Genomic DNA, 19,396 nt, shown 5'->3' on the forward strand with positions numbered 1-19,396 from the left:
CGGCCTTGCGTCGCGAAAGGGCTGCATAGCAGCCCGGGCAATTGCTGCAGCGCCGCTGAATACCTGGGGCCGCTGCGCGCCCCTTTCGCGACGCAATGCCGCTCCTACAGTCAGTGTCGTGGGACAACCTTACAGCACTACCCGCAAACACTGCCCCGCGTGGTACAGCGAGAACCCGGACTCGTAGAACGCCGTGCGCAACGACGGCGCACTCACCCCGGTCATCGGCGAGAACGGGATCGGCAGGCTGTCCGCCTCGCCCTTGAGCAGAAACTCGGCGAACGCCCGACCAATCACGGTGCCCGTGGTATTGCCCCGCCCGTTGTAGCCCGTCACCGCGACCAACCCGGGCGCCGGCTCGAACAGGCGCATCAGGTGGTCGGGGGTGAAGTCGATGCAACCGGTCCAGTGCATCTCCCACTCGACCTTGCCCAGCTCCGGGTAGTAATGGCTCTGGATACGGTCAGCCCAACTGCGCACGAACCACGCAGGCTTGTTGTCGACCCGTCCAAGGCTGCCGAGCAGCAGGCGGCCTCGATCATCGCGGCGGATGCTGCTGAGCACCGTGCGGGTGTCCCACGAGCCCTGGCCATGGGGCAGGACCTTGTCGGCTGCAGCGCCGTGCAGCGGTTTGGAGGCAACCTGATAGTAGTAACCGCGGAAAAACTGCTTTTGCAGGTTGCTCCAGTCGCCCTCGGTGTACGCGCCGGTGGAGATCACGACCTTGTCGGCGCGCACCGAACCGCGTGCAGTCTTGACCCGCCAGGCATCGCCGTCGCGCTCCAGGCCTTCGACGGCCGATTGCTGGAACAGTTTGCCACCCAGGCGCGCAACCGCAGCGGCCAGGCCCTGTGTGTAACCCATGGGGTTGATGGTGCCGGCGCGGCGGTCTAGCAGCGCGGCGGAAATCTTGTCGGTGCCGCAGTATTCCTGGCACTGGGCGCCGGTCAGCAACTCCACATCGGCACCGCGGCGGCGCCACTGTTCATGGCGTGCTTCGAGGTCAGCGATGCCTGTGGCGTTGTGCGCCATGTGCAGGGTGCCTTTGTGCTGTGCCTGGCAGTCGATGCCAAGGCGCTCGATCATGGCGAACACTTCGCCAGGGGCCTCACCGAGCACTTTGTTCAGGCGGCTGCCCTGCTTCTGGCCTAGAGTCGCCTCGACATCGTCTGGGCGGATCCAGGTGCCGGCATTGACCAAGCCTACGTTGCGCCCGGAGCCGCCGTGGCCGATCTTCCAGGCCTCCAGCAGGATCACCGACTTGCCCTGTTCGAGCAGGTGGATGGCCGCCGACAGGCCGGTAATGCCGCCGCCGATGACGCAGACGTCGGCCTTGTGCTCACCGGCCAGGGCCTGGGCGGCGACGGTCGGTTGGCTGACGTGTTCCCACAAGCATTGTTGACGCAGTTCGGACATGGCCGGCTCCAGCGATATTGTTCTTGTTGGGGCTGCTGCGCAGCCCTGTCGCCGGCAAGCCAGCTCCCACAAGGATCGCACCGAACCCTGTGGGAACCGGCTTGCCGGCGAACCGGGGGCAAAGCCCCCGGCCATGCAGCATCAGTCGAACACGATACCCTGCGCCAGCGGCAGCTCGCGCGAGTAGTTCACGGTGTTGGTCTGGCGACGCATGTAGCCTTTCCAGGCATCGGAACCCGACTCACGACCACCGCCGGTTTCCTTCTCGCCACCGAAGGCACCGCCGATCTCGGCACCGCTGGTGCCGATGTTGACGTTGGCGATGCCGCAGTCGCTGCCCGAGGCGCTCTGGAAGCGCTCGGCCTCACGGATGTCAGTGGTGAAGATGCACGACGACAGGCCTTGTGGCACTTCGTTGTTCAGGCGCAGGGCCTCTTCGAAGTCATCGTAGGCCAGCACGTAGAGGATCGGCGCGAAGGTTTCATGGCGCACCACATCGCTCTGCGCGGGCATCTCGGCGATGGCCGGCGAAACGTAATAGGCGTTCGGGAACTGGTCGGCCAGCTGACGCTCGCCACCGAATACCTGGCCACCCTCGTCGCGGGCCTTGGCCAGCGCGCCCTGCATGGCATCGAACGACAGCTTGTCGATCAGCGGGCCCACCAGGTTGTCTTTGCGTGGGTCACCGATTCGCACTTTGCCGAAAGCCGCTTTGATGCGGGCAACCACTTCGTCCTTGATCGAGCGGTGCACGATGAGCCGGCGCAGGGTGGTGCAGCGCTGGCCGGCGGTGCCCACAGCGGAGAACAAGATGCCACGCACGGCCAGGTCCAGGTCGGCGCTCGGCGCCAGGATCATGGCGTTATTGCCGCCCAGTTCCAGGATGCTGCGGCCGAAACGGGCAGCAACGCGCGGGCCGACTTCACGACCCATGCGGGTGCTGCCAGTAGCGCTGACCAGCGGCACGCGCGGGTCATCCACCAGGGCTTCGCCGGCTTCGCGGCCACCGATGACCAGCTGTGCCAGGCCAGCCGGGGCATCGCCAAAGGCTTTCAGGGCTTTTTCGAACAGCGCCTGGCATGCCAGGGCGGTCAGCGGGGTCTTCTCGGAAGGCTTCCACACCACCGAGTTACCGGCCACCAGGGCCAGCGCGGTGTTCCAGGCCCATACGGCCACCGGGAAGTTGAAAGCGCTGATCACGCCGACCACGCCTAGCGGGTGCCAGCTTTCACGCATGTGGTGGCCAGGGCGCTCGGACGCGATGGTCAGGCCGTACAGCTGACGGGACAGGCCAACGGCGAAATCGCAGATGTCGATCATTTCCTGGACTTCACCCAGGCCTTCCTGAGTGATCTTGCCGGCTTCGATCGAGACCAGTTCGCCCAGGTCGGCCTTGTGTTCACGCAGCACTTCACCGAACAGGCGCACCAGTTCGCCACGGCGCGGGGCCGGCACGCTGCGCCAGGCTTCGAAGGCACTCTGCGCCTGGTCGATGCGGGCGGTGGTCTCGGCCTTGCCAAGCAGTTTCACCGAGGCGATCTGGCTACCGTCGATCGGGGTGTGAACAGGGTAGTCGCCCTGGGTGTAAGCCGTGGCGGCAACGCCAAGGCGCTCGAGCAATCCAGCAACCATTGTGCTTCTCCTACATCGGGTGATGGGGTGGAAAAATGATGTGGATCAGTATTAATCCGATCACACCAGCGCAACAAACGACCTTTATTCCGCATATCATTCCGTCAGGTAATGATTTGAGCCGCAGAGACCGCTATGTCCAAACGCCTGGTGCCTTCCATGACCGCCCTGCAGTGCTTCGAAGCTGCAGCCCGCCACCTGAGCTTTACCCGCGCCGCCGAAGAGCTGCACCTGACCCAGAGCGCGGTCAGCAAGCAGGTCGCACAGCTCGAAGAGATGCTGCGCCACCACCTGTTCCTGCGTATCCGCCGGCGCCTGCAATTGACCCCCGCCGGCAGCCTGTACCTGGCCGAGGTCAACAAGATCCTCACGCAGGTGGACATGTCCAGCCGCTACGTTCTGACCTATGGCGAGCAGACCGAGATATTGAAGGTAGCCACTCAACCGAGTTTTGGCGTGCGCTGGTTGATCCCGCACCTCAAAGGCTTCGGCAAGCGCCACACGAATATCCACCTGGACATCCGTAACGAGATGGAGCCGTTTGCCTTGCTGCAGGGCTCGGCGGATGTGGTGTTTTTCTATGGGCAAGGCACCTGGCCGGGGGCGACCTGCGTGGAGCTGTTCCGTGAGGAAGTGGTGCCGGTGTGTGCGCCGGAGCTGCTGGCCGGGCGCACGCTGGGCGATGCTGCAGAACTGGCCGACCTGGTGCTGCTGCAAAGCACCTCGCGGCCGGAGGCCTGGCATGAGTGGTTCCTGGAGCTGGGTTTGCAGAGCGTCAGCGCCTATCACGGGCCGCGCTTCGATACGTTCTATATGGCGTTGAGCGCAGCGCAGTCCGGGTGCGGGGTGGCGCTGGTGCCGCGCTATCTGGCGGCGAAAGAGTTAAGCGAGGGTAGCCTGGTCATTCCTTGGAATCATGCGATGAACAGTGCCGGGGCGCATTACTTGGCGTATGCCGAGCATGCGGCGGAGGTGCCCAAGGTGCGGGCATTGGTGGAATGGATTCATGAGCAGCTTCAGGCTTGAGATTGCCGGGGCCGCTTTGCGGCCCATTCGCGACACAAGGCCGCTCCAAACAGCAGGAGCGGCCTTGTGTCGCGAATGGCCCTGAAGGTCGATCAAAAAAGGAATGACGCAGCCACTTTTTTTCGCTTGTGGCCATAGTGCATTCCCAGCTTTCATGTAAGCGTCCGAACCCAACCAGGAAGCTAGCGATGCCCGCCCACGATTTCGTCAGCCCCGACAGCATCCGCGCGCAGTTCTCTGCCGCCATGTCGCTCATGTACAAACAGGAAGTGCCGCTGTACGGCACGCTGCTGGAGCTGGTGAGCGAAATCAACCAGCAGGTCATGGCCCAGCAGCCAGAGGTGGCCCAGGCCCTGCGCTGGACCGGCGAGGTCGAGCGCCTGGACCAGGAGCGCCATGGCGCCATCCGCGTCGGCACAGCACAAGAGCTGGCCACCATCGCCCGGTTGTTCGCGGTCATGGGCATGCAACCGGTCGGGTATTACGACCTCAGCAGCGCCGGCGTGCCTGTGCACTCCACTGCGTTTCGCGCCGTGCACGAACAGGCACTGCACATCAGCCCGTTCCGCGTATTCACCTCACTGCTGCGCCTGGAACTGATCGACAATCCCGCACTGCGTGAGTTGGCACAGACCCTCTTGGCCAAGCGCAAGATTTTCACCGCCCGCGCCCTTGAGCTGATCGCCCAGTGCGAGCGCGATGGCGGCCTGAACGCGGCCGACGCCGAAGCGTTCGTGCAGCAAGCCCTGCATACCTTCCGCTGGCACCAGGATGCAACGGTCACCGCCGAGCAATACCAGCAGTTGCACGACCAGCACCGCCTGATCGCTGACGTGGTGGCGTTCAAGGGGCCGCACATCAATCACCTGACCCCGCGCACCCTGGACATCGATGCGATCCAGTTGGGCATGCCGGCCAAGGGTATCCCGCCCAAAGCCGTTGTCGAAGGCCCGCCCACTCGCCGCCACCCGATCCTGCTACGCCAGACCAGCTTCAAGGCACTGCAGGAGAAGGTTGCGTTCAGTGACCAACACGGTAGCGAAGGCAGCCACACCGCACGTTTCGGCGAGATCGAGCAGCGCGGCGCGGCACTCACGCCCAAAGGCCGGCAGCTGTATGACAAGCTGCTCGACGCTACCCGAGCGGCCTTGGGCGGTGCACCGGCCGAGGCCAACGCCGAGCGCTACATGGCACTGCTAAAAGAGCAGTTTGCCGAGTTCCCGGATGACCTGGCGCAGATGCGTGAGCAAGGGCTGGCGTACTTCCGCTACTTCGCGACCGAAAAGGGCCTGGCTGCACGCGAGCAGGCTGATCGCCCGACCACTTTGGAGGGTTTGATCGAGGCGGGCCATGTGCACTTCGAGGCGCTGGTCTACGAGGACTTTCTGCCAGTGAGCGCGGCAGGGATCTTCCAGTCCAACCTGGGTGACGATGCCCAGGCGGAGTATGGCAGCAACGCCAACCGCGAGGCCTTCGAGGCGGCGTTGGGGCTGCAGGTGCAGGATGAGCTGGCGTTGTATGCGCAGAGTGAGCAGCGCTCGTTGCAGGCTTGTGCGCAGGCGTTGAACCTGGCGTTGGGGTAAGGGTCAGGATTGTTGGGGGCGCCTTGCGCCCCTTTCGCGACACGAGGCCGCTCCTACCGGGGGGGGGTGTAGCAGCGGCCCCTGGGGTTTCAACGAAACCGATCGACTTCCTGGCGCAACTGCGCCGCCAGCCCTTCCAGCTCCTTGGCGGTAAAGGCCAGCTCATTGGCCACGTCGCGCTGTTCGCTATTGGCCTGGGCAATGCTCTGCAGGTTGCGGCTGAGCACGGTTGCGGTGCTGCTTTGTTCCTGGGTGGCAGTGCTGATCACGGTAAACTGCTCACCCGCGACGCGGCTTTGCTCGTCAATACGCGCCAGCGCCTCGGCCACCTTGTCGTTGCGTGCCAGGCCTTCCTGCATCAACTGATTGCCCTGCTCCAGGGTGCTGATGGCATGGCCGGTCTGCTGCTGGATACTGGCGATCATCACGGAGATTTCGTCGGTCGCTTGACGCGTACGGGCTGCCAGGCCACGTACCTCGTCAGCCACCACGGCAAATCCACGGCCCTGCTCCCCTGCGCGCGCCGCTTCGATGGCCGCGTTGAGCGCCAGCAGGTTGGTCTGTTCGGCAATGGCGGTAATCACCCCGACAATGCCGCCAATTTCCTGGGAGCGTGCACCCAGTGTGTCCATCACGGTTGCAGTGCCACCGAGAGCCTCGGCGATCTGGCGCAACGAACTCGACGCTTCATCCATCGCGCTACGGCCAATACGGGTCTGCTGGGCATTGTCACGGGCCATGCGCTCGGTGCCCGCCATGTTGTCAGCGATGTTCATCGAGGTGGCGCTGAACTCCTCTACCGCACCGGCCATGCTGGTGATTTCGCCGGACTGCTGGTCCATGCCTTCGCAGGCACCGGCCGACAGGCCAGACAGCGAGCGGGCGCGGCCGCTGACCTGCTCGGAGGCCCCGCGAATGTGTTCGACCATGGTCGCCAACGCTTCGCCCATCTTGTTGAAGCTGCGTGCCAGTTGGCCGATCTCGTCATGGCTGGTCACGGCCAGGCGGGCGCTCAGGTCGCCTGCGCCCAGCGCCTCGGCCTGGCGCACCAGGTCATCCAGCGGGCGCAACTTGCGGCGCAACAGCCACAGCGTGGCGGCCACTGCCAGCAACATCGCCAGCAAACTGCCGATGGCCAGGCGCAAGCCAACATCCCAGGTCACCGCGCGGATTTCTTCCAAGGGCATGCTGGCTACTACCGTCCAGGGGCCTTCGGCAAAGGGCGCAGAAGCGCTGTACAGAGGCTGGTCGGCATTGGCCGGGGGTACCAGCCACTTGCCCTGCTCGTCGCGCAAGGCCAGCGAGCCGGTATCGCCAATACGGAAGCGCTTGAGGTTGGCGAACTGCGCGTTCTGCGCGTCGGTATAGTCGAAGCCAACGAACAGCACCGCGATCACCCGCCCGCTGCCATCGGTCACCGGCACATAACGGGTCATGTAATTGCGCTCGAACAGCAGGGCACGGCCGACGTAGGTCTGCCCAGCCATCAGTTTCGCGTAGGCCGGGTGCTGGCGGTCGAGCTGGGTGCCGATGGCCCGGCTGCCATCCTGCTTTTTCAGGTTGGTGCTGATGCGTACAAAGTCGTCGCCGCTGCGTACGAACAGGGTCGCTACACCTGCGGTCATCTGCTGAAATTCATCGACCTGCTGGAAGTCGTTGTTGAGCAGGTGATCACCCAGGTACAGCGCCGGTGTGGCCTGGCCGGCCACCTGCACGGTTTCGCTGGCATGCAGCGACAGCCCCGAAGCGAAGCGGCGCTCGAACAGGCCGCTCAGGCGCTGGGTGTTGTCCTTGAGCGAACCGTGGAAGGTTTCAAGCTGATCGGCCAACAGTCGCGCTTCACTGGCCAGGTGTTCCTGGCGAGTGGTGAGGTTGGCGTCGTCCAGGGAACGCAGGGCGAACAGAGTACTGCCGGTGATCACCAGCGCCAGCACGATGGCGAGGGCGGTACCAAGCTGCGAGGCGATTCGGGCACGCGGTTGAGACATGGGAAGCTCCTGGCAGGCGGCCCGGATCATCCTGATCACCCCGACCGACCGCTGTTGTCAACGGAGAATCGCGCCCTCTTCCGGGACGCTGGTGCAACTAGATCGGCGTCGCTGGCAAATACTTGAGTGTCGGACCAGGATATTCGCAAACGTTTTCTTCGTCTGCACCGCCCCACCTGTAGGAGCCGGCTTGCCGGCGACAGGGCCAGTGCAGGCAATCAAATAGCCGGCAGGATGTGCACAGCCGGCAAATTCACCGCCTGCGCCTCTTCCTGCAAAAACACGCTCAACCGCCGCAACCGCTCACCACCCGGCCGGGTCCGCGGCCACACCAGGTAATAATCCATGCCGCTGGGCACCGCCGTCGGCCATGGCAGGCTCAAACGACCATGCGCGACATCTTCGGCGACCATCAGCAGGTCACCCATGGATATCCCGTAGCCACGCGCCGCCGCGATCATCCCCAGTTCCAGCGTATCGAACACCTGCCCACCCTTGAGTGAAACAGTGTCTGCCAGCCCCATGCGCTCCAGCCATTCGCGCCAGTCACGCTTGTCGGGGGTCGGGTGCAGCAGTTCGATCCCGGCCAGCCGGCGTTCGTCCAAAGGGCCGTCCTTGAGCAGCTCGGGCGCGCCCACCGGGATCAGTAGCTCGGAAAACAGCCGGCGTACCTCCCAGTCCGGCGGAAAAACGCCGTCACTGAGCAATACCGCGCAGTCGAAAGGTTCCTGGTTGAAGTCCACGTGGTCGACGTCCATCCAGGCGCTGGTCAATTGCACTTCATTGCCCGGCTGCAAGTGCCGGAACTGGCTCAGGCGCGCCAGCAGCCAACGCATGGTCAGCGTCGACGGCGCCTTCATGCGCAATATGTCGTCCTCTCCGCGCAAGGTGTCGCACGCGCGCTCCAGCGCGGCAAAGCCCTCACGCACGCCGGGCAGCAGCACCCGCGCGGCTTCGGTCAATTGCAGGCTGCGGCCGCTGCGGATGAACAGGCGGCAGGCAAAGTGCTCCTCCAGGGTACGGATGTGTCGGCTGACCGCACTCTGGGTGATCGACAGCTCCTGGCCGGCACGGGTGAACGAACTGAGCCGCGCGGCGGCTTCGAATGCGCGCAGCGCATACAGCGCAGGCAGCGGACGGGACATATGGCACCTGCATACGGGGCAGAGAAGGAATGCGTAGAATCATATATGCATGAGTTCAACTCATGCCAATCATCGTTTTTATCCTTTTGTGCAAAGTTGACCGAAGCCTCAGAATCGTCCCTCGCTCACAGAGTCGGAAGGACCGCCCCCATGCACGTTGCGCCCACCACAGAACTCAAGGCTTTGCTGCGCCTGGCCGGGCCGCTGGTTGCCTCGCAGTTGGCGCACATGCTGATGGTGCTGACCGACACCCTGATGATGGCCCGCATCAGCCCCCAGGCGCTGGCCGGCGGCGGGCTGGGGGCGGCGAGCTATTCGTTCGTGTCGATCTTCTGCCTGGGGGTAATCGCCGCGGTCGGCACCTTGGTGGCGATCCGCAAGGGTGCCAATGACATCGAGGGCGCCACCCGGCTGGCGCAAAACGGTTTGTGGCTGGCCTGGGGGCTGGCGCTGGTGGCCGCACTGGCGCTGTGGAACCTGAAACCGGTGTTGCTGCTGTTCGGCCAACAGCCTGAAAACGTTGCTGCGGCCACCGAGTTCCTTACCCTGTTGCCACTGGCGTTGCCGGGCTACCTGACTTTCATGGCCCTGCGCGGCTTCACCAGCGCCTTGGGCCGCTCGACCCCGGTGATGGTCATCAGCCTGGTCGGCACGGTGCTCAACTACCTGTTCAACGTCGCGCTGATCGAAGGCATGTTCGGCCTGCCCAAGCTTGGCCTGATGGGCATCGGCCTGGTCACCGCCGTGGTGTCGATGGGCATGGCCATCGCGCTGGCCTTGTACATCCGCTGGCACCCGGCTTACGCGGCCTACCCACTGCGCAAGGGCCTGTCGCGCCCTTCGCTGCCAGCCTTGCGCGAGCTGTGGCGCCTGGGCTTGCCGATTGGGGGCACCTACATGGTGGAGGTCGGCCTGTTCGCCTTTGCCGCCCTGTGCATGGGTGTGCTTGGCAGCACCGAGCTTGCGGCCCACCAGATTGCCCTGCAGATCGTTTCGACCGCGTTCATGGTGCCGACCGGGCTCTCGTATGCAGTGACCATGCGGGTAGGGCTGTATTACGGTGCCGGCAACCTGCTGGCGGCGCGCAGTGCCGGGCGGGTCGGCATCAGCTTTGGCGCGCTGATCATGTTCGCCTTCGCGGCACTGTTCTGGCTGCGCCCGGAGATGCTGGTGAGCCTGTTCATCGATGGCGATGATCCGGCGTTCGCGCCGATCTACCAGTTGGCGGTGAGCTTGCTGATGGTGGCGGCGTGGTTCGAGCTCTTCGATGGCGTGCAGACCATAGCCATGGGCTCGATCCGTGGGTTGAAGGACGCCAAGACCACCTTCCTGATCGGGCTTTGCTGCTACTGGCTGGTCGGAGCGCCGAGTGCGTGGTTGCTGACCTTCAACCTGGGTGGCGGTGCGGTCGGCGTGTGGTGGGGGCTGGCGTTGGGGCTGGCGTGTGCTTCGGTGGCGCTGACCCTGGCCTTTGAATGGCGGATGAAGCGGATGCTGGGGAAAGCAGGTGTAACTGGAAAAGCGGTGATACCTGCATGATTGCCGGTGCTGTCTTGCACTGCTTGTGAGCGGCCTTGCGTCGCGAAAGGAGGGCAAAGCCCTCCCCTACAGCTTCAAAGACTCACCACCTGAGCCGGGGTGCTTCTCGACAGATATTCCACCAGCTCACCCACCGGCAGTGGCTTGCTGACCAGAAACCCCTGCACCTGGTCACAGCCAAACTCACGTAGCAGGGCCATCTGCTCAGGGCTTTCAACGCCCTCGGCCACCACCTCGAGGTTGAGGTTGTGCGCCAGGTTGATCATCGCGTGCACCAGCTTGCGGTTTTCCTCGCGCATCTCCATTTCGGCGACAAAGCTGCGATCGACCTTCAGCAAGGTGATCGGCAGGCTGTTCAGGTGCACGAAGGATGAGAAGCCGGTCCCGAAGTCGTCGAGCGAGAAGCGCACGCCCAGGCGCCCGAGGGCATCCATGGTCTGGCGGACCAGCTCATTGCGGCGCATCACCGCCGTCTCGGTCAGCTCGAACTCCAGCCAGCGAGCATCGACGCCATGCTCGATGATCAGCCGGCTCAGGGTGGCCAGCAGCTGGCTGTCCTGGAACTGGCGAAAGCTCAGGTTGACCGCCATGTGCAGGGGCGCCAGGCCGCTCTCGCGCAAGGCCTGCATGTCACGCAGGGCACGGGATATAACCCAGTAGCCCAACGGTACGATCAGCCCGCTCTGCTCGGCCAGCGGCACGAACTCGCTCGGCGGCAACAGGCCGCGCTCGGTATGACGCCAGCGCACCAGCGCCTCCAGGCCGACGATGCTGCCATCGGCCAGGTTCAGTCGCGGCTGGTAGTGCAGCTCCAGTTCATCACGGCGCAGGGCTCTGCGCAGTTCGCCTTCCAGGTCGGCAAGGCTGCGGGCGTTGCGGTTGATCCGCTCATTGAACACGTGAAAGGTACAGCCCTGGCTGCTCTTGGCCTGGCGCATGGCGATGTGCGCATGCCACATCAACGGGTCGGCGCCACTTTGCGCGCGGGCGTGGGCCAGGCCCAGGCTGCAGCCAAGCAACAGGCTTTCGCCGTCGATCCAGTAAGGCTCGGCCAGGGCTTCGACGATGCGTTCAGCGATGCGCTCGGCGCGGCCGGTGTCGCGACGGGTGTCGATCAGCAGGGCAAATTCATCACTGCCCAGGCGCGCCAGCTGGTCGCCGGCCTCCAGTTGCTGCTTCAGGCGTGACACCACCTGCAGGATCAGCCGGTCGCCACCCTGGTGGCCGAGGGCATCGTTGACATGACGAAAGTTGTCCAGGTCCAGGTGCCCGAGGGCTACCCCGCGCCCGTCATTCTCAGCCAGCCGTGCCGTCAACAGGGCCTGAAAACCCTGGCGGTTGGCGATACCGGTCAGCGGGTCCTGCTCGGCCAGGCGCTGCAAGGTGGCCACCAGCACGCCACGTTCGCGCACGTGGCGCAGCGAACGGCGCAGCGCATCGGCATTGAGCTGGCTGCGCACCAGCCAGTCGCTGACGCCCGTGGGTGGGGCCACCGGCTCATCGTCGAGCAACAGGATGGTTGGCAGCTCGCAGCGCCCCGGCGCGGGTTGCAGGGCCTGGGTGGCCAAGATCACGGCCTGGCGGTCTTGGCTGAACAGGCTGTCGACTGCTGCCCAGTTGGGCGCAGTCAGCAGTACCGCCGCACCGTTCAGCGGCAGCAGGCATTCGCGCAACACGGCGGCCCATTCCGGCTCATCAGCCAACAACAGCAAACGCAAAGGTTCGACAGGCGTGGACAAGCGGGCTCCTTAAAGCGGGGACGGTGGCACGAGGGAGGCCGGGTATGCTACTGCAGAAATGAAAATGATTTTCACTTTTAGACATATCCTTGCCCACAGCGCGTCCCGACACATTTTGACGTGCATCCTGCTCGAAAGTGGTTAAACCAGCAAATACGATTTTTTCCATGAATAGCATGAGCCTGACTAATGCTATGCGCGATACAAAGTCTGACTCAGACGTCAGACGGTCGCGCCACAATGGCCCCATGCCTGTTAGAATGCGCGGCTATTTTCTGGCGACCCCCGGTTTCTAGCATGTCCCGACTCAATCCCAGGCAACAGGAAGCCCGTGACTACGTCGGCGGCCCTCTTTTGGTGCTCGCCGGTGCAGGCTCCGGCAAGACCAGCGTGATCACGCGCAAGATTGCCCACCTGATCCAGAACTGCGGCATCCGTGCTCAGTACATCGTCGCGATGACCTTCACCAACAAGGCTGCGCGCGAGATGAAGGAGCGGGTCGCCACCCTGCTGCGCCCGGGGGAAGGCCGGGGCCTGACGGTATGTACCTTCCACAACCTGGGCCTGAACATCATCCGCAAGGAGCACGACAAGCTGGGCTACAAGCCGGGCTTTTCGATCTTCGACGAATCCGACATCAAGGCGCTGCTGTCGGACATCATGCAGAAGGAATACTCCGGCGACGACGGCATCGACGAGATCAAGAACATGATCGGTGCCTGGAAGAACGACCTGATTCTGCCCGCCGAAGCCCTGGAAAAAGCGCGCAACCCGCGCGAGCAGACCGCCGCCATCGTCTATACCCACTACCAGCGCACGCTCAAGGCGTTCAACGCGGTGGACTTCGACGACCTGATCCTGCAGCCGGTCAAGCTGTTCCAGGAGCACCCCGAAGTGCTGCAGCGCTGGCAGAACCGCGTGCGCTACCTGCTGGTGGACGAATACCAGGACACCAACGCCAGCCAGTACCTGCTGGTGAAAATGCTGATCGGCATGCGCAACCAGTTCACCGTGGTAGGTGACGATGACCAGTCGATCTACGCCTGGCGTGGTGCGCGCCCCGAGAACCTGATGCTGCTCAAGGAGGATTACCCTTCCCTGAAAATCGTCATGCTCGAACAGAACTACCGCTCCACCAGCCGTATCCTGCGCTGCGCCAACGTGCTGATCGCCAACAACCCGCATGCGTTCGAGAAGCAGCTGTGGAGCGAGATGGGCGTGGGCGACGAGATCCGTGTGATCCGCTGCAAGAACGAGGAAGCCGAGGCCGAGCGTGTGGCCATGGAAATCCTCACCCTGCACCTGCGCACCAACCGCCCTTACAGCGACTTCGCCATCCTCTATCGCGGCAACTACCAGGCCAAGCTGATCGAGCTGAAACTGCAGCATCACCAGGTGCCGTATCGCCTGTCGGGCGGCAACAGCTTCTTCGGCCGTCAGGAGGTCAAGGACCTGATGGCCTACCTGCGCTTGCTGGTCAACCCGGATGACGACAACGCCTACCTGCGGGTGATCAACGTACCGCGCCGCGAGATCGGCTCGACCACCCTGGAAAAGCTCGGCAACTACGCCACCGAACGGGGCGTTTCGATGTATGCCGCCAGCGAGGAACTGGGCCTGGGCGAGCACCTGGACGCGCGTTATACCGAGCGTCTGCAGCGTTTCAAGCATTGGCTCGACGGCGTGCGCCACAAGGTCGCCCTGGAAGACCCGATTGCCGCGCTGCACGAGATGATCCGCGACATCGACTACGAAAACTGGATCCGCCAGCAGACGGCCAGCGACAAGGCTGCTGAGTTCCGCATCAGCAACGTCTGGTTCCTGGTCGAAGCGCTGAAGAACACCCTCGAGAAGGACGAAGAGGGTGACATGACCATCGAGGACGCCATCGGCAAGCTGGTGCTGCGCGACATGCTCGAGCGCCAGCAGGAAGAGGAAGAAAACGCCGAGGGCGTGCAGATGATGACCCTGCATGCGTCCAAAGGCCTGGAATTCCCTTACGTATTCATCATGGGCATGGAGGAGGAAATCCTCCCCCACCGCTCGAGCATCGAAGCCGACACCATCGAAGAGGAACGCCGCCTGGCCTACGTGGGCATTACCCGCGCCCGCCAGACCCTGGCCTTCACCTTCGCTGCCAAACGCAAGCAGTACGGCGAAATCATCGACTGCACGCCCAGCCGGTTCCTCGACGAACTGCCCCCGGACGACCTGGCCTGGGAAGGCCTGGACGATGCGCCAGTGGAAGTGAAAGCCGCGCGTGGCAACAACGCACTGGCCGATATCCGGGCAATGCTCAAACGCTGATCAACCATTACTCTTTAACTCTGCCGCTCTTTGCGGCCACCTTTGCTACATCGGAGATACACAGTGGAAGCACTGCAGCAGAAGATTCGCGACGAAGGCATCGTGCTTTCCGATCAGGTTCTCAAAGTCGATGCGTTTCTCAACCACCAGATCGACCCTGCGCTGATGCAGCTGATCGGTGACGAGTTCGCCCGCCTTTACGCCGATGCCGGTGTGACCAAGATCGTCACCATCGAAGCCTCGGGTATTGCGCCGGCGGTGATGACAGGCCTGAAGCTGGGCGTTCCGGTGATCTTCGCACGCAAGCATCAGTCCCTGACCCTGACCGAAAACCTGCTGACTGCGTCGGTGTATTCCTTCACCAAGCAGACCGAGAACACCGTGGCGATCTCGCCGCGCCATCTCAACAGCAGCGATCGCGTGCTGGTGATCGATGACTTCCTGGCCAACGGCAAAGCCTCGCAGGCGCTGATCTCGATCATCAAGCAGGCCGGTGCCACCGTGGCCGGCCTGGGTATCGTCATCGAGAAGTCGTTCCAGGGCGGCCGTGCCGAGCTGGATGGCCAGGGATATCGCGTTGAATCGCTGGCCCGGGTGAAGTCGCTGGAAGGTGGCGTGGTCAGCTTCATCGAGTGACAGCCATTGGGGCCGCTATGCGGCCCATCGCGACGCAAGGCCGCTCCTACAGGACCACCGAGCTGTAGGAGCGGCCTTGTGTCGCGATGGGCTGCAAAGCAGCCCCGGCAATCACCGCGTCGCCGCCAATCCTGCCAATAGCAACCGCTGATATAGCTCGTCTTTGAGCCCTCGTGGCTCATCCAGCTGCATGCGCGCCAACTGCGCCGCATACCCCTCCGGCCCCGGCGCATCCAGCGCTGCCTTGCCCAGCTCCAGCACCTCGCTCAACCTGAACTTGCTTTTGAGCCAGTTCAAAGCCCGCAACAAGTCCCGTTCCTCGGCCGTGAAATCAGTCCCCAACGGATACTCCGGGAACAGCCGCGCATGCCGTGCCCTGATTTGCTCAAGTCGCTCAGGCGTATTGTCGGTAAACCGCGCATCCAGCTGAAAGTCTTTTGCGAGCTTGCCGGCTTTCTTGGCCTGCTCGATCAGCTCGCCCTGGAACCTCGAATCACTGATCGCCAGCAGCCGTGCGATCACTTCGCTGTCGCTCTGCCCACGCAAGTCGGCGATGCCGTACTCGGTCACGACGATGTCGCGCAAGTGCCGGGGGATGGTGCAATGGCCGTAGGCCCAGAGCAGGTTTGAGCTGACCTCGCCTCCCGCCTCGCGCCAACTGCGCAGCAACAGGATGGATCGTCCACCCTCCAGCGCGTGCCCCTGTGCAACGAAGTTGTATTGCCCGCCCACGCCGCTGAGCACGCGGCCATCCTCCAGCTGGTCGGCTACACCCGCGCCGAGCAGGGTCATGGCGAACACTGTGTTTATGAAGCGGGCATCACGCCGCTGGCGGCGCTTCGTTTCTTCCTGGCCATACAGCTCGTTGATGAAGCTGATGCGCGTCATGGCAAACTGAGCGCGCTGCTCCAACGGCATCTCCCGCAAGCGTTGATAGAACGCCTGCGGGCCGAGGAAGAAGCCGCCGTGTACCAGCACGCCTTGCTCGTCAGCAGGGCGCCGCACCACCCCGGCTTCGGCGAGAGCCAGCAGGCCGTTGACGAACATCTCACTGCAACCGTAGAGGCCTTGGCCGAAAGCATCGAGCCCCCCTTCCCGCTCGATCAGGGTTTGCCATGGCCCTACATCCAGCTCACCCATCAGTGCCCGGTAACCAGAATTGTCGCCTTGGCGCGCCAGCAACGCAGCGGCCACGGCATCACCCATGGCGCCGATGCCGATCTGCAGGGTGCCGCCATCGCGCACCAGGGTACTGGCGTGCAGGCCGATGCAATGGTCCTGGGTGGTAACCGGCATGTTCGGTGTGGAGAACAGCCGACGTTGCTCCACCTGATCGATCAGCAGGTCGAACGCTTCCATGCCCAACTCCGAATCACCAGGCATGTAGGGCAGTTCGGCATGCACCTGCCCGAGCATGAGGATGGTTTCACCGGCCTCGCGGCGCTTGGCGATCATCGGCAGCAGGTCGAGGGTGATGTCGGGGTTGCAGGCCAGGCTCAAGTGCACCGGCTTTTCCGGCGTGGCGGCTACCAGTTGCGCAATCAGGTTGAGGCCCTTGGCGTTGATATCGCGGGCTGCATGGCTGTAGTTGCTGCTGACGTAGTCTTGCTGCGCGCAATCACTGTGCAGCAGGCCGCCGGGCTGCATGAAGAACTGCTCGACGCGGATGTTCGGCGGCAACTGGTCGTTGCGCAGGTCGGCGAGATAGGTGAGCTCCTGGTAATCGGCGAACACACGTTCGATGAAGGGCTCGAGCAAGCGCCGTTGCAAGCCGTCGCCCAAAGGTGGGCGGCCAAGCGACAAGGCCGTGTAGATCGTCAGCCGGCGCTCTGGCAGGTCACGCACCCGGGCGTACAACGCATTGACGAAGGCATTGGGTTTGCCAAGACCCAGCGGCAGGCCCATGTGGATATGCGCGGGCAAGCGCGACAAGACCTGCTCGACTGCCTGGTCGATGGAGCATAGGTGCATCGTGGCCTCCTGAATCTTCCGTGGGTTCAGGGGTTGGACATGAACCGGCGCGGGTTCGTTGCCTGCGCAAAGACAAAGCCCGCCATGCAAGGCGGGCTATTGGCAACTCAACCCAGGCTCAAAGCCCGGACATCTTCTGGATGGCCGCTTTGAGGTCTTCATCCGAACAATCGGCGCAGGTGCCCTTGGGGGGCATGGCGTTGATCCCGGTGATGGCCTTGGCCAGGATGCCGTCAAGGCCGCCCTGGTGATCGGCGCGCTCTTTCCAGGCGGCGGTGTCGCCAATTTTCGGCGCGCCGAGCAGGCCGCTGCCATGGCAGGCGTTGCAATGCTTGGCGATGATTTCATCCGGTGTCTTGGCACCGCCACCGCCAGCCGAAGCGGCCACCTCCATGCCCTTGCATTCCTGGCCCTGGACGCACACTTGGCCAACCGGCTCAAGGCGTTTGGCAATGTCATCATTGGTCGCAGCGGTTGCGCTCATTGCCCAAAGGGCGAATACGGCTGCTGGTACGGCCAGCATCTTCTTGATTTGGTTCACGCGAACACCCTCATGGTGGCTAATCACGCCCGCGGCCACGGTAATGCGAGCGTTGAAAAGTATAGCGGGAACCCGGAAGCCGTGAAACGACCCTACTCAGGAAAGGGGTATTGCCGAATCAATGCACTGCGCTGGATCAAAAGTTCGAGGGCGTTGCAGCACTGATCAGCCGCGCCGGCTCATCGAAAGGGTTGCGAAAACGGTGCGGGCGGGTGCTCTCGAAGTAGTAGCTGTCACCTTCTTCGAGGATGAAGGTCTCGGTGCCCACCACCAGTTCCAGCCGGCCTTCAAGGAGGATGCCGGTTTCTTCGCCATCGTGGGTGAGCATCTCGGCTCCGGTGTCGGCACCCGGCGGGTAGACCTCGGTCAGGAAGGCAATGGCACGGTTGGGATGCGACTTGCCTACCAGCTTCATGGTCACCGCACCGTCGGAAATGTCGATCAGTTCGTGGGCCTTGTAGACAATCTGGGCGTGGCTTTCAGCTTCCAGTTCCACCGAGAAAAACTCGACCATGGACATGGGAATACCGCTTAGCACCTTGCGCAGCGAGCTGATCGAGGGGCTCACACTGTTCTTCTCGATCATCGAGATGGTGCTGTTGGTCACGCCCGCACGCTTGGCGAGTTCACGCTGGGACAGGCCCTTGAGCTTGCGGATGGCTTGCAGTCGTTCGCCGACGTCCAAAGCTGGAGCCTCCTGAAACGGTGAGATGGCGGGGTGAATGTGAACGATATCATGGCAATGCCGTTCAGTATTTACAACACACCGCCCCTCAGGCTGTCCGCTTCAGCGTGTCATTCGCCGAAGTAGTCCAGCGGCACGCGTTTGAGGTTGCAGAAGATCTGGTAGGGGATGGTCCCTGCGTGCATGGCGACTTCACTGGCCAACACGTGCTTGCCCCACAGCTCGACCGGGCTGCCGATGTTCGCTTCGGGCACGTCGGTCAGGTCGATGCACAGCATGTCCATGGAAACGCGGCCAATCAGCTGGCTGCGCTTGCCGGCGACCATCACCGGCGTACCGGTCGGGGCCTGGCGGGGGTAGCCATCGGCGTAGCCCATGGCAACCACGCCCACCCGGGTGGGGCGTTGGCTGATGAACTTGGCGCCATAGCCCACCGGCTCGCCAGCGGGCAACTCTCGCACGCTGATCACCCGCGATTGCAGGGTCATTACCGGCTGCAGGTGCTCGGCCTGGGCTTGCGCCACCTCGAACGGTGTTGCGCCATACAGCATGATGCCAGGGCGCACCCAGTCGCTGGGGGCATGCGGCCAGGCCAGCACGCCGGGCGAGTTGCGCAGGCTGCATTCGGCAGCCAAACCCTGCCGGGCGGCCTCGAACACGGCAATCTGTTGCGCAGTGGCGTCGGCATCCAGTTCGTCGGCACGGGCGAAATGGCTCATCAGCACGATGCGCGCAACCTTGCCGCTGGCCAGCAGGCGCTGGTAAGCCTCGTGATAGTCCTTGGGGTGCAGGCCGACACGGTGCATGCCGCTGTCGAGCTTGAGCCAGAGGGTCAATGGCTTGTGCACGGGCGTCTTTTCGATGGCCTCCAGCTGCCACAGCGAATGCACCACGCACCACAGGTCATGCTCGGCGATCAGCGAAAGCTCGCTGGCTTCGAAGAAACCTTCAAGCAGCAGCATCGGAGCCTTGATACCCGCCGCACGCAACTCCAGCGCCTCTTCGATACACGCAACGGCAAAGCCATCGGCTTCGGCTTCCAGCGCGAGGGCGCAACGCACGGCGCCGTGGCCGTAGGCGTCGGCCTTGATCACGGCGAGGGCCTTGGCGCCGGTCAGTTCACGGGCAAGGCGGTAGTTGTGGCGCAGGGCTTGGAGGTCGATCAGGGCACGGGCGGGACGCATGGCG

At 63.5% G+C, this 19,396-nt stretch carries 14 protein-coding genes and 1 pseudogene; 5 read left to right on the forward strand and 10 right to left on the reverse strand.

The genetic code is table 11. From position 1 onward, the window contains the following. Positions 1–129: 129 nt before the first annotated feature. On the reverse strand, positions 130–1,416 hold the full coding sequence (locus ACEWE8_RS08215) for an FAD-binding oxidoreductase (RefSeq protein WP_046786896.1): 1,287 nt from the start codon (positions 1,414–1,416) through the stop codon (positions 130–132). A gap of 141 nt (positions 1,417–1,557) precedes the next feature. After that, complete coding sequence (locus tag ACEWE8_RS08220) at positions 1,558–3,048, reverse strand: aldehyde dehydrogenase family protein (RefSeq protein WP_046786895.1); 1,491 nt, start codon at positions 3,046–3,048, stop codon at positions 1,558–1,560. A gap of 135 nt (positions 3,049–3,183) precedes the next feature. Here ACEWE8_RS08220 and ACEWE8_RS08225 point away from each other — a divergent pair, with 135 nt between their 5' ends. Continuing rightward, a complete protein-coding gene (locus ACEWE8_RS08225) occupies positions 3,184–4,074 on the forward strand; it encodes a LysR family transcriptional regulator (protein WP_046786894.1) in 891 nt (296 codons plus the stop codon). Between the two features lie 188 nt (positions 4,075–4,262). Beyond that, positions 4,263–5,657 (forward strand): VOC family protein, encoded by a 1,395-nt coding sequence (locus tag ACEWE8_RS08230; RefSeq protein ID WP_046786893.1) that lies wholly within the window; start codon positions 4,263–4,265, stop codon positions 5,655–5,657. An 89-nt stretch (positions 5,658–5,746) separates the two neighbouring features. Here the strand turns inward: ACEWE8_RS08230 and ACEWE8_RS08235 are convergent, their stop codons facing one another. The 3 genes and pseudogenes from ACEWE8_RS08235 to ACEWE8_RS08245 form a co-directional block, all read right to left on the reverse strand. Continuing rightward, positions 5,747–6,607 carry a methyl-accepting chemotaxis protein gene (locus ACEWE8_RS08235; RefSeq protein ID WP_371316822.1) on the reverse strand — a complete coding sequence of 287 codons (861 nt, stop codon included), beginning with the start codon at positions 6,605–6,607 and terminating at the stop codon, positions 5,747–5,749. After that, positions 6,605–7,675 (reverse strand): annotated as a pseudogene (locus ACEWE8_RS08240) (Cache 3/Cache 2 fusion domain-containing protein); the annotation flags it as partial. The pseudogene ACEWE8_RS08240 and the gene ACEWE8_RS08235, both read right to left, overlap by 3 nt. 188 nt (positions 7,676–7,863) lie before the next feature. After that, positions 7,864–8,790 (reverse strand): LysR substrate-binding domain-containing protein, encoded by a 927-nt coding sequence (locus ACEWE8_RS08245; protein WP_046786891.1) that lies wholly within the window; start codon positions 8,788–8,790, stop codon positions 7,864–7,866. A 150-nt stretch (positions 8,791–8,940) separates the two neighbouring features. On the opposite strand from ACEWE8_RS08245, the gene ACEWE8_RS08250 reads away from it, so the two are divergent. After that, positions 8,941–10,329: a NorM family multidrug efflux MATE transporter gene (locus tag ACEWE8_RS08250; RefSeq protein ID WP_046786890.1), complete on the forward strand. Its 1,389-nt coding sequence runs from the start codon at positions 8,941–8,943 to the stop codon at positions 10,327–10,329. Positions 10,330–10,403: 74 nt separating this feature from the next. On the opposite strand, the gene ACEWE8_RS08255 is transcribed toward ACEWE8_RS08250, so the two are convergent. Beyond that, complete coding sequence (locus ACEWE8_RS08255) at positions 10,404–12,068, reverse strand: bifunctional diguanylate cyclase/phosphodiesterase (protein ID WP_046786889.1); 1,665 nt, start codon at positions 12,066–12,068, stop codon at positions 10,404–10,406. Positions 12,069–12,365: 297 nt separating this feature from the next. Between ACEWE8_RS08255 and rep the strand changes: the two genes are divergently transcribed. Further along, positions 12,366–14,375, forward strand: coding sequence for a DNA helicase Rep (rep, locus tag ACEWE8_RS08260; RefSeq protein WP_046786888.1), 2,010 nt, complete (start codon positions 12,366–12,368; stop codon positions 14,373–14,375). A gap of 63 nt (positions 14,376–14,438) precedes the next feature. Further along, entirely contained in the window at positions 14,439–15,011 is a 573-nt protein-coding gene (locus ACEWE8_RS08265) for a xanthine phosphoribosyltransferase (protein ID WP_012312153.1), read from the forward strand. A 111-nt stretch (positions 15,012–15,122) separates the two neighbouring features. Here ACEWE8_RS08265 and ACEWE8_RS08270 read toward each other — a convergent pair whose 3' ends face one another. The 4 genes from ACEWE8_RS08270 to alr all read right to left on the reverse strand — a co-directional run bounded on the left by ACEWE8_RS08270 (position 15,123) and on the right by alr (position 19,392). After that, entirely contained in the window at positions 15,123–16,982 is a 1,860-nt protein-coding gene (locus tag ACEWE8_RS08270) for an acetyl-CoA hydrolase/transferase C-terminal domain-containing protein (RefSeq protein ID WP_046786887.1), read from the reverse strand. 118 nt (positions 16,983–17,100) lie between these two features. Then, on the reverse strand, positions 17,101–17,505 hold the full coding sequence (locus ACEWE8_RS08275) for a cytochrome c5 family protein (protein ID WP_046787067.1): 405 nt from the start codon (positions 17,503–17,505) through the stop codon (positions 17,101–17,103). A gap of 154 nt (positions 17,506–17,659) precedes the next feature. Continuing rightward, a complete protein-coding gene (locus ACEWE8_RS08280) occupies positions 17,660–18,208 on the reverse strand; it encodes a cupin domain-containing protein (protein WP_039603621.1) in 549 nt (182 codons plus the stop codon). A 110-nt stretch (positions 18,209–18,318) separates the two neighbouring features. Further along, positions 18,319–19,392, reverse strand: a complete 1,074-nt coding sequence (gene alr / locus ACEWE8_RS08285; RefSeq protein WP_046786886.1) for an alanine racemase — start codon at positions 19,390–19,392, stop codon at positions 18,319–18,321. Positions 19,393–19,396 lie beyond the last annotated feature (4 nt).

Origin of the sequence: Pseudomonas sp. TR47 (assembly GCF_044143025.1) — a bacterium.
Taxonomy (GTDB): Bacteria; Pseudomonadota; Gammaproteobacteria; order Pseudomonadales; family Pseudomonadaceae; genus Aquipseudomonas; species Aquipseudomonas putida_E.